This is a genomic window from Pseudomonadota bacterium, assembly GCA_016927275.1.
Lineage (GTDB): Bacteria > UBA10199 > UBA10199 > 2-02-FULL-44-16 > JAAZCA01 > JAFGMW01.
Genome location: JAFGMW010000095.1, coordinates 54,018 through 75,804, shown reverse-complemented (window position 1 = coordinate 75,804; position 21,787 = coordinate 54,018). Strand labels below are relative to the sequence as shown.

Here is a 21,787-nt window from a genome sequence, read left to right as displayed (position 1 = left end):
GGCTGCTTTGGCGGGCGGCCCCTCTTGCGTTTCACTATGACCAAAGCGCCGGAGGGGTCCACCCCCTGAGGGGCGGTCTTATTTTTGGGAGGGCGTCCCCTCTTGCGCATCACTCCGTCCGCGGCATCTGTCGGCGAATTGGGCCCTTTTGCTTTGCCGGGCCTTGTCTTCGGGGCCGATACTTTCTCCTCCAGCAGCGTCAGGAGCACGAGCCCGAGGGCGAAGCTGTCCCCGGAGAAGAGCCAGGCTGCGCGCGAGAGGCCCTGGGCAGCAAGTTTCGCGGGGTTCATGGCCATCAGGTACTTCATGAACGTCCCCGGATCACGCTTGAAATTTTTGACGCTCGCAGGGATGTCCACCTTGGACCCCTGAGAGGACATCCGGCCCTCGATCAGCTGCGTCAGGACCTTTATCGCGTCCTTGTTTGCGCACAGCTCCGCTCCGCCGCCTTCGAGGCGGCGCAGCGATTTGAAGAACGCGGCCGCATCCTTGCGCACGTTCTCCTCCTCGTGCGCCTCGCGGGTCATCTCCGCGAGTATCGCCGCTATCCTGCCGAGCCGTTTGTCATCTAGGATCATATCTTCCCCTCATAAAAACGCCCGGGCCGAGGCCATGAACAGCGTCGGCGGCATCGTGCGCGCCCCGGCGAACGCCGCCGATCCTGCGGCGAGTCCCGGCACGCGAATCGGATTTGCGATCCCTTGCGTCAGGCCGTTCATGCGCACGCGCGCGTATCCGGGCGGCGGCGTCCGCGAGGAGGCGCGAGAGGCCGTCGCCCCCGATGCCTGCGTCGCACCGCCGGGCGCGCCTGCAGGCGAACCGGGGCCTGCCGGCGCTGCGCCGCCCGTGCCATTGGCGCCCCCGCCGCCGTTCCTTCGTCTCTTCTTCGACGACGCGTCGGCGATGCCGTTGTCTCCGTGAACTCTCTTACCGGCGGCTTTTGCGGCGGCCTCCACCTCGTCCAGGAAGAGCTCGACCTCTTCGCTGCTGTACGATTCCCAGCCCAGGCTCGTCTCCCAGGGCGACTCCTCGCCGGTGAGCCACATGGCGAGGCTCATCTCGCCCACGCTCTTTCCGACGATCGACGCCCGCACGTTGACGGCAGCCTCGGCGTATGCGGCGCGGAACCTCTCGCGGAACGCCTCTATCGCGGGGCCCCTCTTGTGCTCTTCGGATGAATCGTAGTCCGCGACGATTCCGGCCACGGCCATCGCCGTGCTGTCGCAGATGAGATCGTGCGACACGATCATGAGCGCGGCCGCGTTGGCGAATTCAGGGAAGAGCTGGACGAGCCTTCGGAGAGAGGTGATCATCGCGGCGGTGTGCGGCTTGTGCCCGGCCGGCTCCTTGTCCAGGTGTCTTACCAGCCCCCAGCTCTGGCTCGATCCCACCTTTCCTGTCTCCGGGTGGGTGGCTCTGAGTTTCTCGTCAGGCGCGGCCAACGGCGCCGCGATCTCCGGCGAGTGCATGCCGGTTGCAACCTGCAGGAGTTTCTTTTCCCGCAGTATGCGCGGCCTCAGTCTGGCATAGGTTTCCCGTATTCGCTCTCCGGCCTTCCTGATGTCGTCCCTGTCCCCTTTGGCTGCGGCCATGAGGTAGAGGTCCGTCAGGTTCAGGATGCTCTTGTACTCCGGGTCTTCGTGGAGCTTCTTCCATACGCTGATCAAAAACGCCTTCGCTATCGTGTGGCGCACCGCGATGTTCGTCTTCAGCTGGGCCTCCACCGCGCGGACTGTGGCTTCGATGTCGTATCCGACCTTTTTTGCCTCCTCCGTGAGCGCCGCGGCGGCCAGGTCCCCGGCCGCCTTCGCTTCGAGCGGTGCGTTGAGCCATTCCAATATCATCGACTCCTTCACCCTCTCCACCTCCGGCATCCCCAGCAGGCCGTCCCTGATTGAGAGGAAGGCTCCGACCGCTTCCCTCTGCGCCTCCTCGAGTGTGAGAGGGGCGGTCCTGCCCGGTTTCGTGCGGGCGAGGGGCATTATGAGGTCGGTGAGGAAACGGTGGAGCGCCGGCATGTCGCTCTCGGAGATCTTGAAGAGCCATCCCAGGTCCATGAGCTCCGGGTCGCTGTAGATCGATAGCATTATCTGGTGCAGCTTTATGCTCTCCGGGTCCTCCCCTATCGCGGTCGCGTCAAGATCGAGCTGCTCGAGCGAGGTCGCGCCGGCGGCCCTCAGGTCGACTACGCGCCACCGGTCGCTCTCAGGCACGTAGTGCTCGATCGTGAGGCGGCCCGCAAGGAGATCCGCCTCAGCGCGCGCCCGGTCCGCGAGCCTCGCGCGGACGCGCTCGACGTCGACGTTGAAGAACTGTTTCCTTCGCGTCCCCTTGACCCTGAGCTCGCCGAGCTGCGGTTTTCTGACCACGTTCCAGTAGGCAATCGCCAGCCCCCTGTGCACCTCCTCGGTGTAGTCGGGGTCCCTCACTCCGGTCCTGCTCACGGCGAAGAACCTCTGGGCGCGCCGCTCGTCGAGCGTCGCTGAGATGCTCTCCCTCTGCGAGAGGGCCCAGATCCTGACCATCTTGAGCGCCGTCTCTTCGTCTTTGCACCTGATGCCCGAGAGGGCGACGAGGAGGTCGGAGAGGAGGGCGCGTGCGACCGGCCTGGCGAGAAGCGAGATGAGCAGCGCCTCGTTCGTGTTCCCGGAGATAGCCATCCTCAGGTTTTCGATCATCGTCGCAAAAGGATGGCCTTCGGGGAGGTCGGCCGCAGCCACGAGCCTCGCGCCCATGAGCCCCTTGTCGATCCTCACGTTCGCACCGAAGGCGTCCTGGAGCGTGAGCGAGGTGTCGCGGGGGCCTCTCAGCCACTGCTCCACGCTGGCCGCCTCCCTTCGGGAGAGCAGATGCGACGCGTCGCCCAGCGAAAGGACCATGGCGCTATCTGCCAGATCCCTTATCGCCCTGCCGTGCCTCCTGAAGGGATCGTTCCTGCTCTCGCCGCGGTTGAACTCGTGGATCCGCTCCTCTATCCCCTTCCCCTCAACCTCGAGGGGATCCGGCATGGCGGCGAGCATCGATACAGGCAGCCGCGACTCCGCACCGATGAGTATCGCCTTCATCCGGGCAGTCTCTTCTGCGATTCGCCCGATCGTCGCGCTGATCTGCGCGAGGGTGCGCCGGGCCCCGGCCGCCTTCTCGGCGAGGGACTTCATTGCCGCGTCGATCTCGTCGAACTGGTCCTCGTTCGCAGATGAAGCGATCTCCTCGAGGCCGGCCAGCGCCTCTTTGATCCGCGGAGGCGTTGTACCTGCGCCGCCGATCAGCGCCTCTATCCTGGATATGATCTCGCCGCTCCCAGTTCCCATCGCTTCGGCCGATTCGGCGTGCCTGTGTGCCTGTTCTGCCGCATCGGCGAAGGTCGAGGGATCGATGGGACCGTCCCCCGAGAACAGCGATGAGATCCTGCCGGAAGCGTCCATGATCTTCTGCGCCTCCCCTTCCAGAATGGTCTCTGAGGAGATCAGGGGGTCCAGCTCCGATATGATCCGATCGACGTTAGCCAGCTCGCCGGAGAGCCTGCGCTCGAACGCCAGCCGCTCCCTGTTCGCCTCGGCGAGCTTCCGCGCGCTCTCCATCCTGTCCATGATCAGGACCGCCTCGTCGAACGCCTCGGCGAGCAGCGAGGTCGACCTCCAGAGGAGGTCGCGGCCTGTCTCGAGGAGCGAGAGCGCGAGCGATGGATTTTCATCGTGGGCCCCGTACCCGTCGATGACCGACTGCGCCGATCGTATCGCCGCCTCGAGCGGCTGGAACGACTCTCCGATGGGCTTGAGCCTCGCGACTTCAGAGTCTATGGAGTGGGCCATCCTGTTGAGCGAGTCGTAGTCCTGTTCGGAGGGGGGCTTCATGGCCTGCCAGGTCGAAAGGACCTCGGCCATGCGCCATGCGAATCCCCCGGCGGTCCCCGCCGTCTCCGCTATTGTGTCCTCGGCGGCTGTGAGCTCGATCTCGCGCCTCTGCCTGCGCTCGGCCGCTATCCTCTCCTCGGCGGCCGCCTTCAGGCGCTGCGCGGACTTGAGAAGCGGCTCCTCGCGCGACTTTGTTCCGCGGATTTCGTCGAGGAGGAAGAGGGTCCTCTCGTCGGCCAGTACCGCCTCTGCGCCGGGGATGCCCAGGCGATCGGCCGCCCTCTCCAGGAGGGCCCTGCCCGAAGGCGGCACCTCGCCGGTGCTCCCGGCCAGCTCCGCCATCTCCATGTTCACCAGGTCCAGGTGCTCGCCGATGCGCGAGGCGGAAACCTGCATCCATGAGGAGAGGGTCGACCTCATGAAGGCCGCCAACTGGTTCTTCGCCGCGATGTCCGCGGCCAGCGTCTGCGCTGCGAGTCCGGAGGATATCTCCACGGGCTCGGCCCCCGCGGCGCTCGCGATCCTCGCGTCCGCGAGCCTGAGGGCGAACGACTCGAATATCGTCACGTCGACCCGCGCGTCCTGGAAAGAGTAGTTCTGCCTGAGATGGGCGACCAGGCCGGACCTCGGGTCCCGAACGACCGCCCTCCACGACATCATGGCCTGCCGCTGGTGTTCGATGAATTCCGCAAGAAGAGTCATCTCTTCCTCGGAGACTGGGGATCCTTCCGCAGATGCGGTCAGGGCCTCCGTCATCCTCTGGCCGTCTATCTCGCGACCCTTCATGAAGTCGTCGTATAGCCTGAAGTATGCGTGCCTCACCGCGGTGAGGTTGACGCCTCCCGCGCCTGCGGCGCGCGATGCGGCAAACGACGCGAGCCTCTCTCCCGCGAGCCCCGAGCCGTCGATCCGCACGTCCGCCACCGAGCTGAGCGGGGACTGCTCGCCGGCGCTCGAGTTGTACTCGTCGATTATTGCCCTTGCCGCTATGAAGACCCTCTGCGGAGAAAGATGCCCGTCCTTGTCCTCGAGGGCGGCTAGCGTCGCGAGCTGCAGGAGGCGGTCCTCGAGTATCGGGACCCTGGTCTTGACGTTGAGACCCCTTCGGACCATCTGGGGGAAGGGGGCCATGTACCGCTGCGCCACCTGCCTGGCCGCCATCATCTCCGGCCTGTCGCCGTTCTCCGCCGGTGCCGCCGCATCGCTCTCTCCGGCCACTCCCAGAGTCGGCAGGAAGAAGCCTATGTGGATGACGAGGCAGCCCGCTGTTTCCTCCGCGCCCATGCCGGGCATGGTCCAGCCGGAAGAGGCGAGCTCCGCCTCGACCGCGGCCGAGAGATCGTCCTCTGAGTACACGTTCAGGTTTTTGCCCCGGGCGAAGTAACGCTCCATCGCCGCGACGGCCAGGTCTGTCGCCTGCGGGCAGAGGCCCATGTCGACCGCGTGGCGGCGCCACTGCTCCTTCCAGGAGACAGAGGGGAGGGCGCCCGCGAGGATCGGCCTGCGGACGGCGTGCGCCCCGTTGGACCTCCTGAGTATCCGAAGACCCGCCTCGGCGCCTTCGAAGTTGTATCCGAGCGGCTCCTTCTCGAGGCGCGAGTAGTCGGCAGCCGCCCTGCGCAGGGAGGCGGCGTCGCCCGTCCAAGCCTTCCTGACCGCGTCCTCGAGCGCGGCGGTGTTTCTGATCTTGCTCCGCTCGAGGTCGCCCCACGATATTGCGGTGTGGGCCAGGATGCGGATTGCGATCAGGTCCTCAATGCGCTTCGCGTCCCACCCGAATCTCTTCCTGGCCTCCATGAGGTCGTCGAAGTAGAGGACCGGCAGGGCGCTGCGCTCGAAGCCGGCCCTGTGCCCCTCGAGCCTGCTCGCCGCAACGAATCTCGTGGGCCCGTGGCCGGTGAAGATCGTGCCCTGTATGTTGGAGTTGTAGACGATCCCGCGGGTCCATCTCCTCAGTTCCGAGAAGAACTCGCGGATCTCCTTCCTGTAGTCGTCCGAGGCGTAGGGGATCGAATCGTTGTGCCGCAGGCTCCAGCGGTAGTAGCTCTCCCGCCTGGCGTACTCGGCCAGCTCCCTGACGAGGTCCTCCGCGGTGACCTCGGTCCCGTCCGCCTTTTTTATCGCGGTATTCCGCGGAAGGAGCTTGAGGTTCCCTATGAACTCGCCGGCGATCTCGAGCGCCGACCTGTAGATGCCCCTCTTGGCCTCGGTGAAGAGCCTCTCGTCGTCGGGGAAGTAGGGCTTGTCCGCCTTCAGGTAAGTGGAGTGGTCGAACTCTATCCGGGCGGCAAACCTGCTCTGCACAGGCTCCTGGGCGTAGCTCAGCCGGTTGCCGCTCTTGTCCGCGATCAGGCCCGAGCTGTCGAGCACGCGGACGAAGCGGAGGAATTCGCCGAAGTCGGTGAGCATCCGCTCCAGTTCCGGGTCTGTGTTGGCGAGCGGCTTGGTGTACTTTCGCATGTTCCAGCGCTCGGCCAGCTCGACATGACCGCCGCTGTGCCTCTCTACGGTGGACTTCACCACGTTGATGATGAGATTTTCGGCGCTTATCCTGCGCGCCCAGCTCTCCAGGCTCCAGTTCTGGAACGCGGTCCTCGCCATGAACGAGGGGACCTTGATGATTATCTCGCCGTCCTTCGCGGACTGTCTCATCCTCCTCGCTGCGGGGTATATCGCCGCGAGGTAGTCCCACACGTCCACCGCCATCCCGTATTTCGCAGCCTCTTCCTTGAGAAAGGCCAGCGCAGGTATGACGGCCCTGAGCGCCACCTTCGTCCTTGGCTCGACCGTTATCTCCTCCGGCATCCCCGTCTTCTCGCAGTGCTCGACGTATCTCTCCCAGTCGGAGCTGTTCGAGCGAGCGGGCTTGTTGTTTGCCGCGAAGGCGGCCAGCTCCTCGAACGTCCCCATCGCGGCGACCTTGTCGAACCACTCCTCCCGGCTCTGCCCCTCGGGCGGGTACGAGCGGACGAGGTCCCTCAGCCCGCCCTCATCTGCTGCTGCGTTGATGAGAAAAGACCACATCGCCTCGCTCATCTCGCCGGAGTGGGCCCTCCTCGATCCCCAGAGGAGGAATCGGTCGATCGGGTAGCCCGTGGCCTCCTTGAACTTTGCCGCCAGCGCCTTCGTGACGGTGAAGGGCATCCTTCGCACGAAGTCGCGCATGGCCATCCCGTCGGAGTATTCCACGTATTCACCGTCTGCCGGCGCCTGCGCAGGCGCCGCATCGGGCGCGAGCGATGCGGGCACCAGGGCCTCGATCGGCGGGGATGGCCTGGCGCTCACGTCCTTCGAGAAGAACCTCGAGAGCATCTCGATCGCGGCCGTGCCGAACGCCGCCGCGAGCGCCGGGTTCCGGTATATGGAGTTCGTGATCTCGGGCTCGAGCCCGTTCTCGATCAGCGCATCCCTCAGCTCCCTGCCGGGGTGCGCGGCTGCGGCGCCGATGGCGTACTGCATGAAGAGGCCGTGGAAGGCGTCGGCCGCCTTCCTGCGCTCCTCCTCCGAGACCGGGGCCCCCTCGGCAGTCCCGTCGATGATCGATTCTCGGAAGCGCTGGGCCGAATCGACTATGCCCTTTCCCACCGACTGCGCGAACTGCCCGTAGTCCATCGAGGAGGAGGTCGTCTCTTCGCCGTCGTCGCCCGGCACGCCCCTCGCCAGCTCCCAGACGAGCCTCTTGAGGGCGTCGCTCGTCCTGCCGAGTTCGTCCGGGCCCATCAACGAAGAGCGCAGCGACGCCGCGGCGCCCCTGAGGGAACGGCTCGAGAACCCGATCCGCCCGGCTGGGCGCCCCTGGTTCTCGGCAAGCCACAGGGCCACGTAGTTCTCGAGCGCGCCCTGTACCGACGCCCGGTCCGCCCTGAGCAGGGCCCCGTTCTCCGCGAACCACCTGTCGATCTCCGGCGCGCGCTCCCCGATCATCGAGCCTGCCAGCCTCGAGTTCTCCCCGGCGCCGGAGCGCAGGTATGCGAGCGAGATATCATCCTCGATCGCCTCGATGCGCTCCATCGCGACCATGGCGTCCTCGAGCGCCTCCCTCCTCTTCAGGCTGCGCGCGATGGAGTTTGTGTCGCCCCCAAGCCCCTTCAGCTTTGCGGCGAGGGCCTCGGCCTCCGTGGCGAGATCGATCGCGCCCTCCGCCCCCTCGGCGCCGTCCGGCATCTCCTGCGCGATCACGCCTGCGCGGCCCGCGAGCTCGACCGCCCTCAGGGCCCGGCGGGCGAACGCCTCGGGCGAGCCGAGCCTTTCCCTTGCCGCCGCCTTCTTGCGGCTCAGCTTGCCGGCCACGCCCAGCTCCTCCGCCTCGTCCTCGATGAGGCACTTGAAATGGTCGAAGACGTAGAAGAGCTCGCCGGACATCGGGGAGTTTCCGTGGTATTCGCGGTAACCGGTCCTCAGCGCCCTCTCTATGATGCTGTCGCCCGGCCTCCAGCCCTCGGCGTGATTCTTCGCCTCGTCGCGCAGCATCCTGAGCGCCCTGGTCATGACGTGCCGCGCTTCGCTCTCGCGCTTGCCGAGCGGGTCGTCGGCGCCTATCTGACGGGCGAGGAAGAAGACCGACTCCATCCCGTAATCGCTCTTGTATCTCTCCTCGAATATGCGCTCGCTGCCGGTCTTGCGGCGGGAGCCGATGATCCTCGGGCCGCGGTGGGGAGGGGCGTAGCTGTCCCTCGGCCGGCCGCTCTCCGGCGCTTTCGCAGGCTGCGCCGCCTCGTCGCCCATGGGTCCTGGCGGGATAGTGCTTATCCTTCCTTCTCCGTCTTTGATTCTCACCATTGAGCAGTCCTCTGTGAGGGGTCTTTGCCCCGGGGCCTTTGTTATCGGAGGAAGCGGAGCGCAGTTGCTAACTTTTTTCAGGTCCGGTTATCAAGCAGGAATATCCCCCTGGCCCGCGATTTTCCCGAAAGCCGGTTGCCAGGGGTGAGGCCTTTCTGCTACAAGCGCGGCCATGCGCCCGGAAATACGCGATCTCATTGCCTCTGTGGCCCGCCCATACCGCTATGCGGGCGGCGAGGTGGGCGCGCGCGCGAAGGGGTGGGATGATGCCGATGTCCGTTTTTGTCTTGTATTTCCAGATGCTTACGAGATCGGCATGAGCCACCTGGGGGTCTGTATCCTCTACCACCTCCTCAATTCAGAGGAGGGGGTGCTGGCGGACAGGTGCTTCTCGCCGTGGCCGGACATGGAGGAGGGGCTCAGGGGGCGGGGGATCGGCCTCTTCTCGCTCGAGTCTCAGCGGACCCTTCGGGAGTTCGACGTCGTGGGGGTGAGCCTCGCCTATGAGCTCACCTACACGAACGCGCTGGCCGCCCTCGAGCTGGGCGGCGTACCGCTGCGCTCCTCCGACAGGGGCGATGGCGATCCGGTCGTCGTGGCAGGGGGGCCGTGCGCGTTCAACCCCATGCCCGTGGCCCCGTTCTTCGACGCGATCGTGATCGGCGACGGCGAGCGGGCGGCCGTAGAGATCGCACGCGCAGTCAGGGAGCTCAGAGCTGAAAGGTCAAAGGTCAAGGGGTCGATTCAAGATCGAGCCGGGCTGCTTGAGGCGTTGAGCGCGATAAGAGGCGTCTATGTCCCCGCGATTCACGATGCGGATGGAGCGCGGCCGCCGGGAATGGCCAGGGTGGAAGACCTGGATGCGATCCCTTTTCCTGCAAGACAGGTCGTGGCCCACGCGGCCACGCAGGAGCGCGCCGCGGTCGAGGCGGCGCGCGGCTGCACGCGCGGCTGCAGATTCTGCCAGGCCGGCTACACTTACCGCCCGCAGAGGCAGAGGTCCGGCGCTGCGGCCGCGTCGATCGCCTGCGAAGCGATAGAGGCCGGCGGCAAAGAGGAGTTCTCGTTCCTATCGCTCTCCATCGGCGACTGGCCCCCGCTCGAGGGCGCGCTCGAGGCGGTGCAGCGCGACTGCGCGCTCTCGGTGGACGCCACCCTCCCCAGCCTCAGGGTCGAGTCGCTCACCCCAAGGGTGGTCGCCTCCATGGGGAGCGCCCGCGCAGGCTCGTTCACGCTGGCCCCCGAGGCCGCCACCGAGCGGATGCGTCGCTTCGTGAACAAGGGGAACACCGACGACGATCTCTACTCGTCGGTCGAGAAGGTCTTCGCCGGCGGCTTCTCGGCGGTGAAGCTCTACTTCATGATCGGCCTCCCCGGGGAGACCGAGGCCGAGATCGAGGGGATCGAGAGGGTCGCACGCCGCTGCCTCGCCATAGGGAGAAAACATCACAGGAGGCCCACGGTCACAGTTTCCACCTCCACCTTTGTGCCCAAGGCCCACACCCCGCTGCAGTGGGAGGGGCAGATATCGATCGAGGAGACGGAGAGGATCCAGCGCAGGCTCAAGAGGACGCTGCGCGGCCCGGGGCTCGAGTACCGCTGGCACAGCGCCAGGATGAGTTTTCTCGAGGGGGTGTTCTCGCGCGGCGGCGGGGAGCTCGCGGACGCGATAGAGATCGCCATGAAAAAGGGCGCGCGCTTCGACGGCTGGGACGAGCGCCTCGACATCGCGCTCTGGATGGATGCGTTCGCCGAGGCGGGGATCGATCCGAACCGGTATCTCGAGGCGCGGCCGGACGATTGCGTTTTCCCGTGGGAGGGCCTCGGCGCCGGCCCCTCGCGCGATTTTCTCGAGAGGGAGAGGCGGCGCGCCGCGGCGCTTTTCGCCACCGAGGACTGCGCGGGGGGGGCCTGCTCCGCCTGCGGCATATGCGATCCGAAGAGGGGGCTGGTGAATCGTATAACACCCGTGACTCGTGACTCGTTACTAGTGACTGGCGGTCAGTCACAGATTTCTGGTCCAGAATTACCAGTCACCAGTCACCGGTCACCAGTCACGGTCTTCAGGTATCGCATCCGGTTCAGCAAAATCGGCCGGGCCGCGTTCCTCGGCCACCTCGAGGCGCTCGACGCGCTCCGCCGGGGCTTCCGCGCATCCAGGCTCCCGCTGACCTACTCGCAGGGATTCCACCCCAGGGCCCGCATCGCCGCGGGGCCGGCGGTCCCCGTCGGCGTGGAGAGCCTGGTCGAGTTCGCCGACGTGGAGCTTGCGGTAGAGCGCGATGCAGTCGAGATCGTAAAGAGCATGAAGGGGAGGCTGCCGGAGGGGATGGCGGTCCTGGACGCGGTGCGAATCGACGGGTCGCACCCCTCCATCGAGGAGTCGACTCACAGGACCATGTACGAGGCAGCGACCTCCTCGCTGCCGGTCGGCTGGGAAGCGGCTTTGGGGCTGTTCGCGTCGGATAAACCGCTGCCTTTCTCCAGGGTCCGCAAGGAGATCTCGCTCGCGGTGGATCTTCGGGAGTACGTCGACGAGCTTGCCGTGTCGGAGTCAGGTGTGTTAAGGCTCACGCTCAATTCGCGGCGCCCCGCGCTCAAGGTCTCGGAGGTCCTGCAGGGGGTCTTCGGCATCCCGGAGGATCAGGCCCGGCGCCTGGAGGTCAGAAAGGTCTCTGTTGACTGGAAGCAATGAGTATCACGCCAGTCACCAGTCACCAGTCACGGAATTTTATGCCCAATGAACTGATCATAAACGTCACCCTCGGCGAGACGCGGGTCGCCCGTCTCGAGAACGGCGTTGTCACCGAGCTCACCATCGAGCGCAAGCGCGAGGAGGGGGTGGTCGGCAACATCTACAAGGGCAGGATCGCCCGCGTGATGCCCGGCATGCAGGCGGCGTTCGTTGACATCGGCCTCGACCGCACCGCGTTCCTGCACGCATCGGACGTGGTCAAGGACCTCGCCGGCTACGACGAGGAGGGGGCTGAGCTGCCGTCGTCGCTCGCGGACGTGGAGCTGCCGGCCAAGGCACCCCGCGGCCGCCACCGCAAGATCGAGGACATAATCAAGGACGGCCAGGAGATCCTCGTGCAGGTCGAGAAGGAGCCGCTCGGCTCCAAGGGCGCGCGGGTCACCTCGCACGTCTCCCTGCCGGGCCGCTTCCTCGTCTACATGCCGACCATCAACCACGTGGGCGTCTCGCGCCGCATAGGCGACCACGAGGAGCGCACGAGGCTGCGCTCCATGATCCACAAGCTGCGCAAGGGCACCGGCGGCTTCATCGTGCGGACGGTCTCCTCGGGCGTCGCGGACCGGGAGTTCGCGGACGACATCGGCTATCTCACGAAGACATGGGAGGAGATCGAGCAGGCCGCATCGAAGGCCAAGGCCCCTTCGCTTGTGCACGCGGAGCTCGACGTCATCTCCAGGGTCGTGCGCGACCTGTTCACCCCGGACATCGACCGCGTGGTGGTCGACTCGCCCGATGCGCACGAGCGGATCTGCGAGTTCGTGGGCTCGTTCATGCCCAAGGGGGAGAGCGCGGTGGAGCTCTATCGGGGCGCTGAGCCGATCTTCGACGCCTTCGGAATCGAGATCGAGATCACCCGCGCGCTGGGCCACAAGGTCTGGCTCAAGAGCGGAGGCTACATCATCATCGAGCAGACCGAGGCGCTCACCGCCATCGACGTCAACACCGGCCGCTTCGTGGGCCGGCGCAACGTGGACGACACCATCCTCAAGACCAACCTCGAGGCGGTCAAGGAGATCGTCTATCAGCTGAGGCTCCGCGGGATCGGCGGGATCATCATCATCGACTTCATCGACATGGAGAGGGCCGCGGACCGCCAGAAGGTCCAGAACGCGCTCAAGGAGGCGCTCAAGGGGGACCGTGCCCGCACGACCATCAGCAAGATCTCGGACCTCGGCCTCGTGGAGATGACGCGCAAGCGCACGCGAGAGGATTTGCGCCGCCAGCTCACCAACACCTGCCCCTACTGCGAGGGCAAGGGGTGTCTCAAGAGCCCGATCACGGTCTGCTACGAGATCTTCCGCGAGATCTCCCGCGAGGCGCCCGAGCTCAAGTCCAAACAGATCCTCGTCTGCTGCCACCCCTCGGTCGCCGACGTCCTCTACGACGAGGAGCGCGCCTATCTCGAGCAGCTCGAGGAGCGCTTCGGCCGCCGCATCCAGATCAAGAGCGTGGCGGAGTACCATGTGGAGCAGTTCGATGTGATGGAGAAGTAAAAAATCGCCTCATCATCGCCGTATCATCGCAGCACCATCGCAGTTTCATCGCCTTCCCCTTCCACCGAGTACCTCGAAAAGACGAGAACCGAGACACCGAGAACCGAAACACCGAAAGCCGAGCTGAGAGAGAAGATTGAGGCTCATGGGAGGGCCTCAATCATCGTGAATGCGAGTTGGAGCCGCGATTTGAGCGAGTCCTGCGCAGCAGAGGTGATGAGGCCGAAGGCAAGCGCAAGATCGAGTGCTGCGCTGGTTTCGGCGAGCGACCCGAGCGCGATTTGAAAGAAACGGCGGCGTTCGCGGCTGTATGCACGTTTGCCGTTGCCCGGTAAAAAAACAGATACGATGATAGTTCGATGATCAAACGATGATAGTGCGATGGTAAGGCGATGGTAGGGCGAGTTCTGAGCGCCGTTTTCTTAATCTGTTTTCTCAATCTGAATCTGCTCTCTGAGCTCTGTGTTTTCCGCTTCTTTACGATCGCCCGCGCCAGCTCGGCCGAAGTAGGCGCTTGCATCGACCTCATGCGCGCCTTCAGGCTGCTCACGCCAGTTGAGGCAGCCGCCCTCAAATCGCGCCTTGAGGCCATCAGCAAAATGTTATGGGGCTTGATGAGATAACTTAATCCCTTTGCCGAACCTTGAAAGGGTGCTTGTAGCAGCCGATTCCGGATCGTGCCGGATTAAAGACAAATGCCCCCTAAATACGGGGCATTTGTTTGGGCATCAATAAAACAACTCAGGATTATCCAAAATCATTTTTGTAAAGGCACGACTTTGCGCAATGACCGTTCGATATGCGCTTCGCCGCTATGCGGTTCTCCTTTAACCATTTGTTTCATGTCTTGCGGGGTGCCAACCATCTCTATGTCTTTAGTCGTCAGCCTTTTTATTACCGGTTTGCCAAAATAAAATATAAATCTCGATTCCCATGACGAGTATGGGGAATGATCTGCATCAACAAGGAAATCCGGGGAGGTCTTGCTGGAGAGAAGATAACTCATCTTAGGGGTAGCGGTAATATAAATATTGTATCCCATTTCTCTGTCCTGAAAAACTTTCTGGAACCAAAAACGCGCGCCCCCCTGATCGCTTGTGTAAGTCTTTGCACTCCAGCAGTTGTCTGGGTTGGCCGCTTCGCAGTAAAATGCCTTCATATCACACTCTTGCAAGCCGAATGGGGCCCCGTTGTTCACTGCTTGAACATAAACATAATATTTGCCGGGTTCTTCTCCAGATTCGGCTCGCACAGGTTTTGCTGCGAGCACCAACAGACCAACTATCGAAAAATAAACTACTATCCTTTTCATAAAAACCTCCTTGAGGAAAAAATGGTAGAATTGATATATGTCAAATCGTCATGAGAAGCAAACGAAAAGACGTGAGTGCATCTTGCAGCCGCGACCATGCCCATGATGTCGGCTGGAATGATGTTGCGCACGGGGACGTCAGGAAACAATCGCCCCACACTGGAAATATGTCATCCTGTTGGCAGTTTTCGGCGAAAAGTGCTGTTTGCAGCGGTTTATAGGATGGAGAAGTGAAAAGAACCTCATCTATAGGAATAATTACGTTGTAAAGAACCTCATCTTTTGGTAGTATTTTGTCATGTTTAGACGCCATCTGGAGGCATCACTAAATGAATGGAAAAATGGGGCCCACCGAAAGCCCTTGGTCATCCGCGGTGCACGTCAGACCGGGAAGACGACGCTGGTCCACCAATTTGCCGGGCAGTTCAACAGTTTTATCGAGTTGAATCTGGAAAAGGACGCCCTTCGCCGCATCTTTGCCGAGGTTTCCGATATCCGCGATATCGTCCGGAGCATCGAAGGAGTGACCAATCAACGCATCGTTCCGGGCGAGACTCTGCTTTTCATCGATGAGATCCAGAACTCCGTATCTGCGATTAAACTCCTAAGATATTTTTACGAAGAGATGCCGGGTCTCCACGTCATTGCAGCCGGTTCGCTGCTCGAAGTGCGCATGAAGGATGAAGGGTGGTCGTTCCCGGTGGGAAGGGTCGAATTCCGGTATCTGTATCCTGTGACGTTCGAGGAATTCCTTGAAGCGCTGGGCGAGGACCTTATCCTGAAGGAGATGCGCGGCCAGCGCATCGGCCGCACTATTCCTCAGCCTGTGCATGAAAAACTCCTGGGGCTGGTGGCGCTCTATATGACCGTGGGCGGTATGCCTGAGGCAGTCGGTCGCTATGTGGAGACGAAGAGCATCAAAGATGTCCGGGTCGTCCACGATGCGCTGCATTCTTCCTTTCATGACGACTTCGTCAAGTACTCGAAGCGCTCCGAGGTGGAGCATCTCAAACTCGTCTGGGATCGTGTCCCGTTTCAGATCGGCGTGCGCATCAAATATTCGCGTCTCTCCGAAGATCAGACGCGATCTAAAGATATTTCAAATGCATTTTCCATTCTCCATGAGGCTATGCTCGTCGAACGCGTCTGGCCCACGACGCGGACTCTGGCGCCTCTTGTGAAGAAGCCCAAGGCAGCGCCGAAGGCGCTGCACCTCGACATTGGGCTGTGCACGCATGTCTTGAATCTCACCGAAGATCAGGTCCGGAAGCGGTTGATGGATCCGGCGTTCGGCGGCGGATTGGCCGAGGCATTTGTGGGGCAGGAGCTGCTTGCGATGGACGCGCATCATCGCGTGACGCCGTATTTCTGGATTCGGGAAGAGAAGGATACGACCTCCCAGCTGGATTTTCTCCTGCAGAGGGGCGAACGGCTCATCCCGGTGGAGGTGAAGGCTGGGAGCCACGGGGCCCTCAAATCGCTGCATCAATACCTTTACCGCAGCGGCGCTGATTTCGGCGTGCGAATTTATGGCGGAAATCTGAATCTTGAACATCATGACGTGACATTGCCAGATGGGGTTTCGTTGAAATATGGATTGCTTTCCATTCCCCTCTATTCCGCGGGTTGCCTCGATCAATTCGATGTGGTGGAGAAGTAGTTAATCGCCTCACCATCGCATTGGTTCGCATTCCCATCGCTCCTTAATATTTAACTCATTGATATCCTTAAATATATCATCCCCGCTTTCAGCTCTCCCAAATCCCGCAACTTCCTCAAAATTCCGCCGATAACATATATGTTCGACCTTTCCCGCGCCCGTCCGGGCGCGCACAGGAGTCGGGGGATGTCCGACGACGTGAAAATAGTGGCCGAGCGGCCTTTGGCGCGTCCGAGAGAGGACGATACGCGGCCCTCCGTGATCGATCCATCTCTGCTTGATGAGGGAGGTGTTGACGCCTACGTGCGGGCCGGGCCGGTCGAGACCTTTTTCAGCGGAATAGCCGGGCTGGTCGGCTCCCTATTCCGCCCGAAGTCGACAGCGGCTGCGGTGGAGCCGCCCGAGGTAATAAACGAAGCCGAGGCTTTGCGCAGGGTGATGCGTTCCCACAAGGAAGGCCAGCGCGTGTTTGCGGCCAGGACCTACGGGGCCCTGTCGGAGAAGTTCATCGAGGGCTCTGCCGAGGTCTATCTCGGCGCTGCGGCCCTGCGCATGCTCATGAGGGATGCCAAAGACGGTGTGCGTTACGATGCAGCCGAGGCCTACAAGATGTTGTCGAAGAAATTCGTTCAGGGCTCTGCAGGAGTCTATCGCGAGGCCGAGGCCCTGCGCAGGCTGATGACGGACCCCGAGGGCGATGTGCTCAACAGATCCGCCGGTACCTACGGGAAGCTTTCGGAGAGGTTCGCAGACGCGTCGCCCGAGACCTGCAGAGAGGCGGCTGCCCTGCGCAGGCTGATGGCGGACACCGAACAGGGTGTACGCGTCCGCGCCATCCTTGCCTACCAAATGCTGTCAGATAGATTCGCAGAGGGTTCGGCCGAGGTCGCGCTGGGCGCCTCGGAATTGCGCAGGCTGATGAAAGATCCCGAATGGGATGTGCGCAGCGAGGCAGCTTATACCTATGGCATCCTGTCGGCGAAATTCAAAGAGGACTCGGCCGACGTCCATATGGGCGCCTTTCTCCTGCGCAGGCTGATGACAGATCCTGAAAGGGCGGTGCGAACAAATGCGGAGATTCATGGCTATGAGAGGCTGTGCATGAAGTTCGCGGTGGGTTCGCCCGAGGTCTATGAGGAGGCTGCGGCCCTGCGCGGGCTGATGATGGACCCTCAACAGAATGTGCGCGGTACAGCGGCGGATGCCTATGTCAGGCTTTCAGAGAGGTTTGCAGGGGCATCGCCCGAGTTCTATCGCGAGGCCGAGGCCCTGCGCGGTCTGATGAGGTACCCTGAACAGCGTGTGCGGAGCCTGGCAGCCCGTGTCTATTCGGCGCTGTTGAAGAAGTTCGCGGAGGGAGCACCGGAGATCCATGAAGGCGCTGCGGCAATGCGCGGACTTATGCTGGAGTGGAATCAGTCGGAAGATGTTGTGGCGGATGTCCTGGAAGCGTATGCGCGCTTTGCTCACAGACTCGAAGACAACTCACCTGAGGTCTACAAGGGCGCACAAACTATTATAGAGATTCTGAATCCCGGGTACAGCTACAAAATCCATTCGACAAGGGTGATTAAATCTGTGGCCCATATATATGGGTTGCTGGCCAGAAAATTCAGGGCAGAGGGTCCGGTCGCCAGTGCGGCTGACAAATCCCTGAGATGGTACATGGGGAATTGTAGTGATAAGAAATGCTTCGCCGGTGTTTTTAAGCAGACTTTTTATCACCTCTCCTCTGTCGGATTCTTCAAGGCCGGGTTCGAGTCCGGCAGCTGGGTAGCGGACCTGGAGCTCATGGGCTTTTCGGAGAAAGCCGCGCGCAACCTGCGCGGCTTTGCCGCTCAACCGGGTTTCATCGGATTTCGCGACTCGGTCATGACGGTCCTGGACATGCTTGGCGATTGGACCTTCGAGAAGATAGAAGTGATGAGCAGGGTGTTCGAGGCGACCGATCCCGGCAAGTGGAAGTCCGTGCGCAACACCCTTCGCACGCTCAGGGCCCTGACTGCGCTGGATTCGCTGCCGAAAGAGGTGGGCAGGGAGTTCTACAGATCACACAGGGATCTGGAAGGCGATACGCGGGCAGCCCTAAGGTCAGGTGTCGAGAAGACGCTCCTTGCATTCCTGCGCGAGAGGATCGGGGACGACAGGGCAGTGGACCTGCTCTTCAGGGACGGGCAGCCGGAGGGCAGGGAGTCCTCGAGGAAATGGCGCCATGCGCAGGAAGTCCGCGGATTCCTCTCCGACAAGGGCCTTCTGCTCCTGTTTGCCCAGTCCGCGTCGTTCATGGATGAGGAAGGGGTCCGGATACTCAGGTCGCTGATCTCGGATCTCGTCATGAGCCCTGTCCTTGAAGGTAATCTGCATTATCTGAAACGATACGACAGGATGCGGGATCAGCTCGGGTTTTCTCCTGATTTCGTGGGGCGCTGGCGCACGGAGTGGAAGAAGTTGCGTCATAACACTGGCGAGTCTGTCGACGAGAGCGAGGCGAAGGCCATTGTGATGGGACAGGCGGCAGGGCAGCTCGCCGTGCACGTGAACTCGACGCCGGGAGCGGACGGCGAATTCAAGGAGCTCCCGGACGGTCTGCGTGCGCTGACAGAGAAACTGAAGAGCGGCGATGCGGACATGGAGGAGGCGAAGCGGCTCCACGACATCATGGAGAAGGGGTACGCACAGATACGCGAGACCTACGGCGACCTCTTTGCCAATGCCCGCGTCGATCTCAAGAACCTCGTCACCGGCCTCACCAGGGGCGTGAAGACGGCGAAGAAGGCGGCGCTCACCGAGATAACCGGGCTGGTGGAAAAGATCGCGTTTCACGGCATGATCCCAACCGAGACCTGCCAGCGGCTATCGAGTCTCTACGCAGACTCGACGAACGGTCGCGGCCAGCCGCTGAACAAGCTTATGTGGGGCCAGTTCAAGCTGGCGAACCACATAATAGACGGCGAGGTGATGGCCAGGCGCATGCTCGAGGTGACGCGCGATGAAGAGGGCAGGGAGCACCTGCTCGTGGAGAGGGCCTATACTGCCGGCGGATTCGCGAGGCTTGCGGAGTTCGACGAGGACATTGTCGAGCATGCGCAGGGCCTTGGAATCGGCCGCGCTCGCGTCCACTTCCTCGACCGCCACGAGAAGCGCCCCAAGCCGTCTCCACTGGCCACCGGTGCGGTGATGTACAGGGATTCGATGCTCCCTGAGATCAATCCTGCGTTCGCGATGCCCTTCCGGCCGCTTGCGCCTTCGGTCGCAGCGGTGCCCATGATGTCGGCCGCAGCGATGCTCCGCACGGGCACATAAACCCGGACAACTACCAGTAACTATCAGATTGTTTCTGGTAACCCTCAAAACGATATCGTGATGAAGGTCTTGGTGGGGCCGAGGTGGAAGCTCACGTTTGGGGCGGTCCGCTCATGCATCGTGGTCCCCTCCGCTATCATCTGCAGGGCTGCCAGGACCGGGGATTTCTGCTCCTCGGGCGATTTCTCTTTCTCCTGGGCATAGCACGGTGCTGCGATGAGGGCCAGGCACGTACATATAAGGAATAAAAGGGTTTTCACAACGCCTCCACTATGATTCTCGGCAGACAAGGCTTGTTTGTTGCTCGGTTTCTCTAAAAAACCTTGACTTGAAAGCGGAATATGGGCTAGAGATGCCCGCCCCTCAGGGCAAATTGATTGATTAATAAGGGAGTTTCCCGTGTACGCAGTCATCAAAACAGGCGGAAAGCAGTACAAGGTCACCGAGGGCGCAAACCTCAAGGTCGAGAAACTCGACGGCGAGGCCGGTGCGGCGCTCATGCTCGACGAGGTCCTCTTCATCGGCGGGAACGGAACGCCGAAGATCGGCCGGCCGCTCCTCTCGGGCGCATCGGTCGAGGCCACGATCGTGCGCCAGGCGCGCGACAAGAAGGTCCTTGTCTACAAGAAGAAGAGGCGCAAGGGCTACGAGAAGAAGGTCGGCCACCGCCAGCCGTACACTGAGCTGAAGATCACGAAGATAAATGCGTAAGAAGCCGAGAGGCTGAGAAGCGAAGAAGCGAAGAAGCGGAGAAAGTGGGATAAGAGCATGGCACATAAAAAATCGGCAGGTTCGGCGAAGAACGGGCGCGACAGCAACGCCCAGCGCCGCGGGGTGAAGCGTTTCGGCGGCGAGTTTGTCCGCGCGGGCAACATCATCATAAGGCAGTGCGGCACCAAGATCCATCCGGGCGAGAACGTGGGGATCGGCAAGGACTACACTCTCTTTGCCACCGCGGACGGCGTCCTCAATTTCACCAACGGCCGCAACGACAGAAAGTTCGCGAACGTGGTGCCCGCCGCAAAGTAGCCGCTGCGGGCCTTAGTCTGAATAGAGACCCTCTGCCCGTCAGAGGGTTTTTTCTTGCGAGGCCGTAACACGTAACATGTGACAAGTGACCGGTGACCTCCGCATCTTTTTTATTATCTGTCACGAGTCACCAGTCACGAGTCACGGATTTTATGAAATTCATCGACGAAGCCATAATTGAAGTGACGGCCGGCGACGGCGGCAACGGGTGCGCGAGCTTCCGCAGGGAGAAGTACGTCCCGCGCGGGGGCCCGGACGGCGGCGACGGCGGCGACGGCGGGAGCGTCGTCTTCCGCACCGACGGCGGCCTCACCACCCTCATGGACGTGCGATACAAGAGGCATTTCAAGGCGGGCCGCGGGGGACACGGAAAGGGAAAACAGATGTACGGCGCCGCGGGGGAGTCCTGCCTGGTCCGCCTCCCCGCCGGGACAGAGGTTCACGACGCGGACACCGGAGAGATCCTGGCCGACCTGGACAGGCCCGGCATCGAATGGACGGCCGCCGCCGGCGGCAAGGGGGGGCTGGGCAACATGCGCTTTGCCTCCTCCACCCACCAGGCGCCGAGGGAGCACACGCCCGGGACGAAGGGGGAGAGGCGCAGACTCAGGCTTACGCTCAAGCTGCTGGCGGACGTGGGGCTCGTGGGGCTGCCAAACGCGGGCAAGTCCACGCTGATCTCCGCGCTGTCGAACGCGAGGCCGAAGATCGCCGCCTATCCCTTCACGACGAAGACCCCGTGCCTCGGGATGGCGAAGGGCCCCGACGGAGCGGGCTTCGTGATCGCGGACATCCCGGGGCTCATAGAGGGAGCGCACGAGGGCGCGGGCATGGGGATACAGTTTCTCAAGCACATAGAGAGGACGCGCATAATACTCCACCTCATAGACCCGACCGACCCTTCGCACGAGGACGCGGCGGCCGGCTACTCCGCCATCAGGGGCGAGCTCGGCGCGTACAGCGAGGAACTCCGCGGGCGGCCGGAGATAGTGGTGCTCACGAAGATGGACCTGCCCGAGGCGCGCGAGCGAAGGGCGGAGGCGGAGGCCGGGCTCAGCCGCGTCGGGGTTGGGCGGGCGATTGCGATATCGGCCCCCACCCACGAGGGGCTGGGCGAGCTTCTGACAGAGGTGGCGAAGGCCCTGCGGGGAGCAAAGGGACGGGAGGAATAGATGACCACTCGCACGCTGGCGCGCAGGATCGCGAAGATCGCCTCCGACCACAAGGCGATGGACATAGCCGTGCTGGACCTGCGAAAGCTCACGAGCTTCACCGACTTCTTCGTGATAGCGAGCGGGAGCTCCGACCGGCAGGTCCAGGCCATAGCCGAGGCGATAGAGGAGGGGCTCAAGGATGCCGGCCGAAGGCCGATCGGCGAGGAGGGGGTGCGCTCGGGCCGCTGGGCGCTCCTGGATTACGGCGACGTGGTGACCCACGTCTTCTACCAGGCGGACCGGGAACACTACCAGCTCGAGAAGCTCTGGTTCGACGCGCCGAGGGTGGTCTTCAAGGGCATCAACGGCTGAGCGAATTTTTCAGGCAACATTTCTGCGGTCCGGCCGAGACATGGGGCCGGGCTTTCAACCTTGATCGGGAGGCGCT

General features: G+C 62.7%; 14 protein-coding genes. 9 read left to right on the top strand and 5 right to left on the bottom strand.

The window, feature by feature from the left end; all coding sequences use genetic code 11:
* Window positions 1-578, bottom strand: a 578-nt coding sequence (locus JXA24_06745; protein ID MBN1283450.1) for a hypothetical protein, incomplete at its 3' end; no start/stop codon positions are given.
* A gap of 9 nt (window positions 579-587) precedes the next feature.
* On the bottom strand, window positions 588-8,633 hold the full coding sequence (locus JXA24_06740) for a hypothetical protein (GenBank protein MBN1283449.1): 8,046 nt from the start codon (window positions 8,631-8,633) through the stop codon (window positions 588-590).
* Window positions 8,634-8,805: 172 nt separating this feature from the next.
* On the opposite strand from JXA24_06740, the gene JXA24_06735 reads away from it, so the two are divergent.
* Together JXA24_06735 and JXA24_06730 are read left to right on the top strand one after the other, a co-directional pair.
* Window positions 8,806-11,328 (top strand): TIGR03960 family B12-binding radical SAM protein, encoded by a 2,523-nt coding sequence (locus JXA24_06735; protein ID MBN1283448.1) that lies wholly within the window; start codon window positions 8,806-8,808, stop codon window positions 11,326-11,328.
* Between the two features lie 38 nt (window positions 11,329-11,366).
* The gene (locus JXA24_06730; GenBank protein MBN1283447.1) at window positions 11,367-12,881 is read left to right on the top strand and encodes an Rne/Rng family ribonuclease; all 1,515 of its coding nucleotides are present in this window, start codon (window positions 11,367-11,369) and stop codon (window positions 12,879-12,881) included.
* A gap of 143 nt (window positions 12,882-13,024) precedes the next feature.
* On the opposite strand, the gene JXA24_06725 is transcribed toward JXA24_06730, so the two are convergent.
* The gene (locus JXA24_06725; protein ID MBN1283446.1) at window positions 13,025-13,264 is read right to left on the bottom strand and encodes a four helix bundle protein; all 240 of its coding nucleotides are present in this window, start codon (window positions 13,262-13,264) and stop codon (window positions 13,025-13,027) included.
* A 9-nt stretch (window positions 13,265-13,273) separates the two neighbouring features.
* Here JXA24_06725 and JXA24_06720 point away from each other — a divergent pair, with 9 nt between their 5' ends.
* Window positions 13,274-13,504, top strand: a complete 231-nt coding sequence (locus tag JXA24_06720; protein MBN1283445.1) for a four helix bundle protein — start codon at window positions 13,274-13,276, stop codon at window positions 13,502-13,504.
* A gap of 134 nt (window positions 13,505-13,638) precedes the next feature.
* Here JXA24_06720 and JXA24_06715 read toward each other — a convergent pair whose 3' ends face one another.
* Window positions 13,639-14,193 carry a hypothetical protein gene (locus JXA24_06715; protein MBN1283444.1) on the bottom strand — a complete coding sequence of 185 codons (555 nt, stop codon included), beginning with the start codon at window positions 14,191-14,193 and terminating at the stop codon, window positions 13,639-13,641.
* A 298-nt stretch (window positions 14,194-14,491) separates the two neighbouring features.
* Here JXA24_06715 and JXA24_06710 point away from each other — a divergent pair, with 298 nt between their 5' ends.
* Window positions 14,492-15,853, top strand: coding sequence for an ATP-binding protein (locus tag JXA24_06710; protein ID MBN1283443.1), 1,362 nt, complete (start codon window positions 14,492-14,494; stop codon window positions 15,851-15,853).
* A 186-nt stretch (window positions 15,854-16,039) separates the two neighbouring features.
* Complete coding sequence (locus JXA24_06705; GenBank protein MBN1283442.1) at window positions 16,040-19,156, top strand: hypothetical protein; 3,117 nt, start codon at window positions 16,040-16,042, stop codon at window positions 19,154-19,156.
* 44 nt (window positions 19,157-19,200) lie between these two features.
* Here the strand turns inward: JXA24_06705 and JXA24_06700 are convergent, their stop codons facing one another.
* Window positions 19,201-19,416 carry a hypothetical protein gene (locus JXA24_06700; protein MBN1283441.1) on the bottom strand — a complete coding sequence of 72 codons (216 nt, stop codon included), beginning with the start codon at window positions 19,414-19,416 and terminating at the stop codon, window positions 19,201-19,203.
* Between the two features lie 139 nt (window positions 19,417-19,555).
* Between JXA24_06700 and rplU the strand changes: the two genes are divergently transcribed.
* The 4 genes from rplU (at window position 19,556) to rsfS (ending at window position 21,711) form a co-directional block, all read left to right on the top strand.
* Entirely contained in the window at window positions 19,556-19,867 is a 312-nt protein-coding gene (gene rplU / locus JXA24_06695) for a 50S ribosomal protein L21 (protein MBN1283440.1), read from the top strand.
* 57 nt (window positions 19,868-19,924) lie between these two features.
* Window positions 19,925-20,185 (top strand): 50S ribosomal protein L27, encoded by a 261-nt coding sequence (gene rpmA, locus JXA24_06690; protein ID MBN1283439.1) that lies wholly within the window; start codon window positions 19,925-19,927, stop codon window positions 20,183-20,185.
* Between the two features lie 152 nt (window positions 20,186-20,337).
* The gene (gene obgE, locus JXA24_06685) at window positions 20,338-21,357 is read left to right on the top strand and encodes a GTPase ObgE (GenBank protein ID MBN1283438.1); all 1,020 of its coding nucleotides are present in this window, start codon (window positions 20,338-20,340) and stop codon (window positions 21,355-21,357) included.
* The gene (rsfS, locus tag JXA24_06680; protein MBN1283437.1) at window positions 21,358-21,711 is read left to right on the top strand and encodes a ribosome silencing factor; all 354 of its coding nucleotides are present in this window, start codon (window positions 21,358-21,360) and stop codon (window positions 21,709-21,711) included.
* The last annotated feature ends 76 nt before the right edge of the window (window positions 21,712-21,787 follow it).

Bases quoted from the DNA above. Each gene is read 5' to 3' on its own strand.
- JXA24_06740 (MBN1283449.1), bottom strand. From the start codon at position 8,633: ATGGTGAGAATCAAAGACGGAGAAGGAAGGATAAGCACTATCCCGCCA.
- JXA24_06735 (MBN1283448.1), top strand. From the start codon at position 8,806: ATGCGCCCGGAAATACGCGATCTCATTGCCTCTGTGGCCCGCCCATAC.
- JXA24_06730 (MBN1283447.1), top strand. From the start codon at position 11,367: ATGCCCAATGAACTGATCATAAACGTCACCCTCGGCGAGACGCGGGTC.
- JXA24_06720 (MBN1283445.1), top strand. From the start codon at position 13,274: ATGGTAGGGCGAGTTCTGAGCGCCGTTTTCTTAATCTGTTTTCTCAAT.
- JXA24_06715 (MBN1283444.1), bottom strand. From the start codon at position 14,193: ATGAAAAGGATAGTAGTTTATTTTTCGATAGTTGGTCTGTTGGTGCTC.
- JXA24_06710 (MBN1283443.1), top strand. From the start codon at position 14,492: ATGTTTAGACGCCATCTGGAGGCATCACTAAATGAATGGAAAAATGGG.
- JXA24_06705 (MBN1283442.1), top strand. From the start codon at position 16,040: ATGTCCGACGACGTGAAAATAGTGGCCGAGCGGCCTTTGGCGCGTCCG.
- rpmA (MBN1283439.1), top strand. From the start codon at position 19,925: ATGGCACATAAAAAATCGGCAGGTTCGGCGAAGAACGGGCGCGACAGC.
- obgE (MBN1283438.1), top strand. From the start codon at position 20,338: ATGAAATTCATCGACGAAGCCATAATTGAAGTGACGGCCGGCGACGGC.
- rsfS (MBN1283437.1), top strand. From the start codon at position 21,358: ATGACCACTCGCACGCTGGCGCGCAGGATCGCGAAGATCGCCTCCGAC.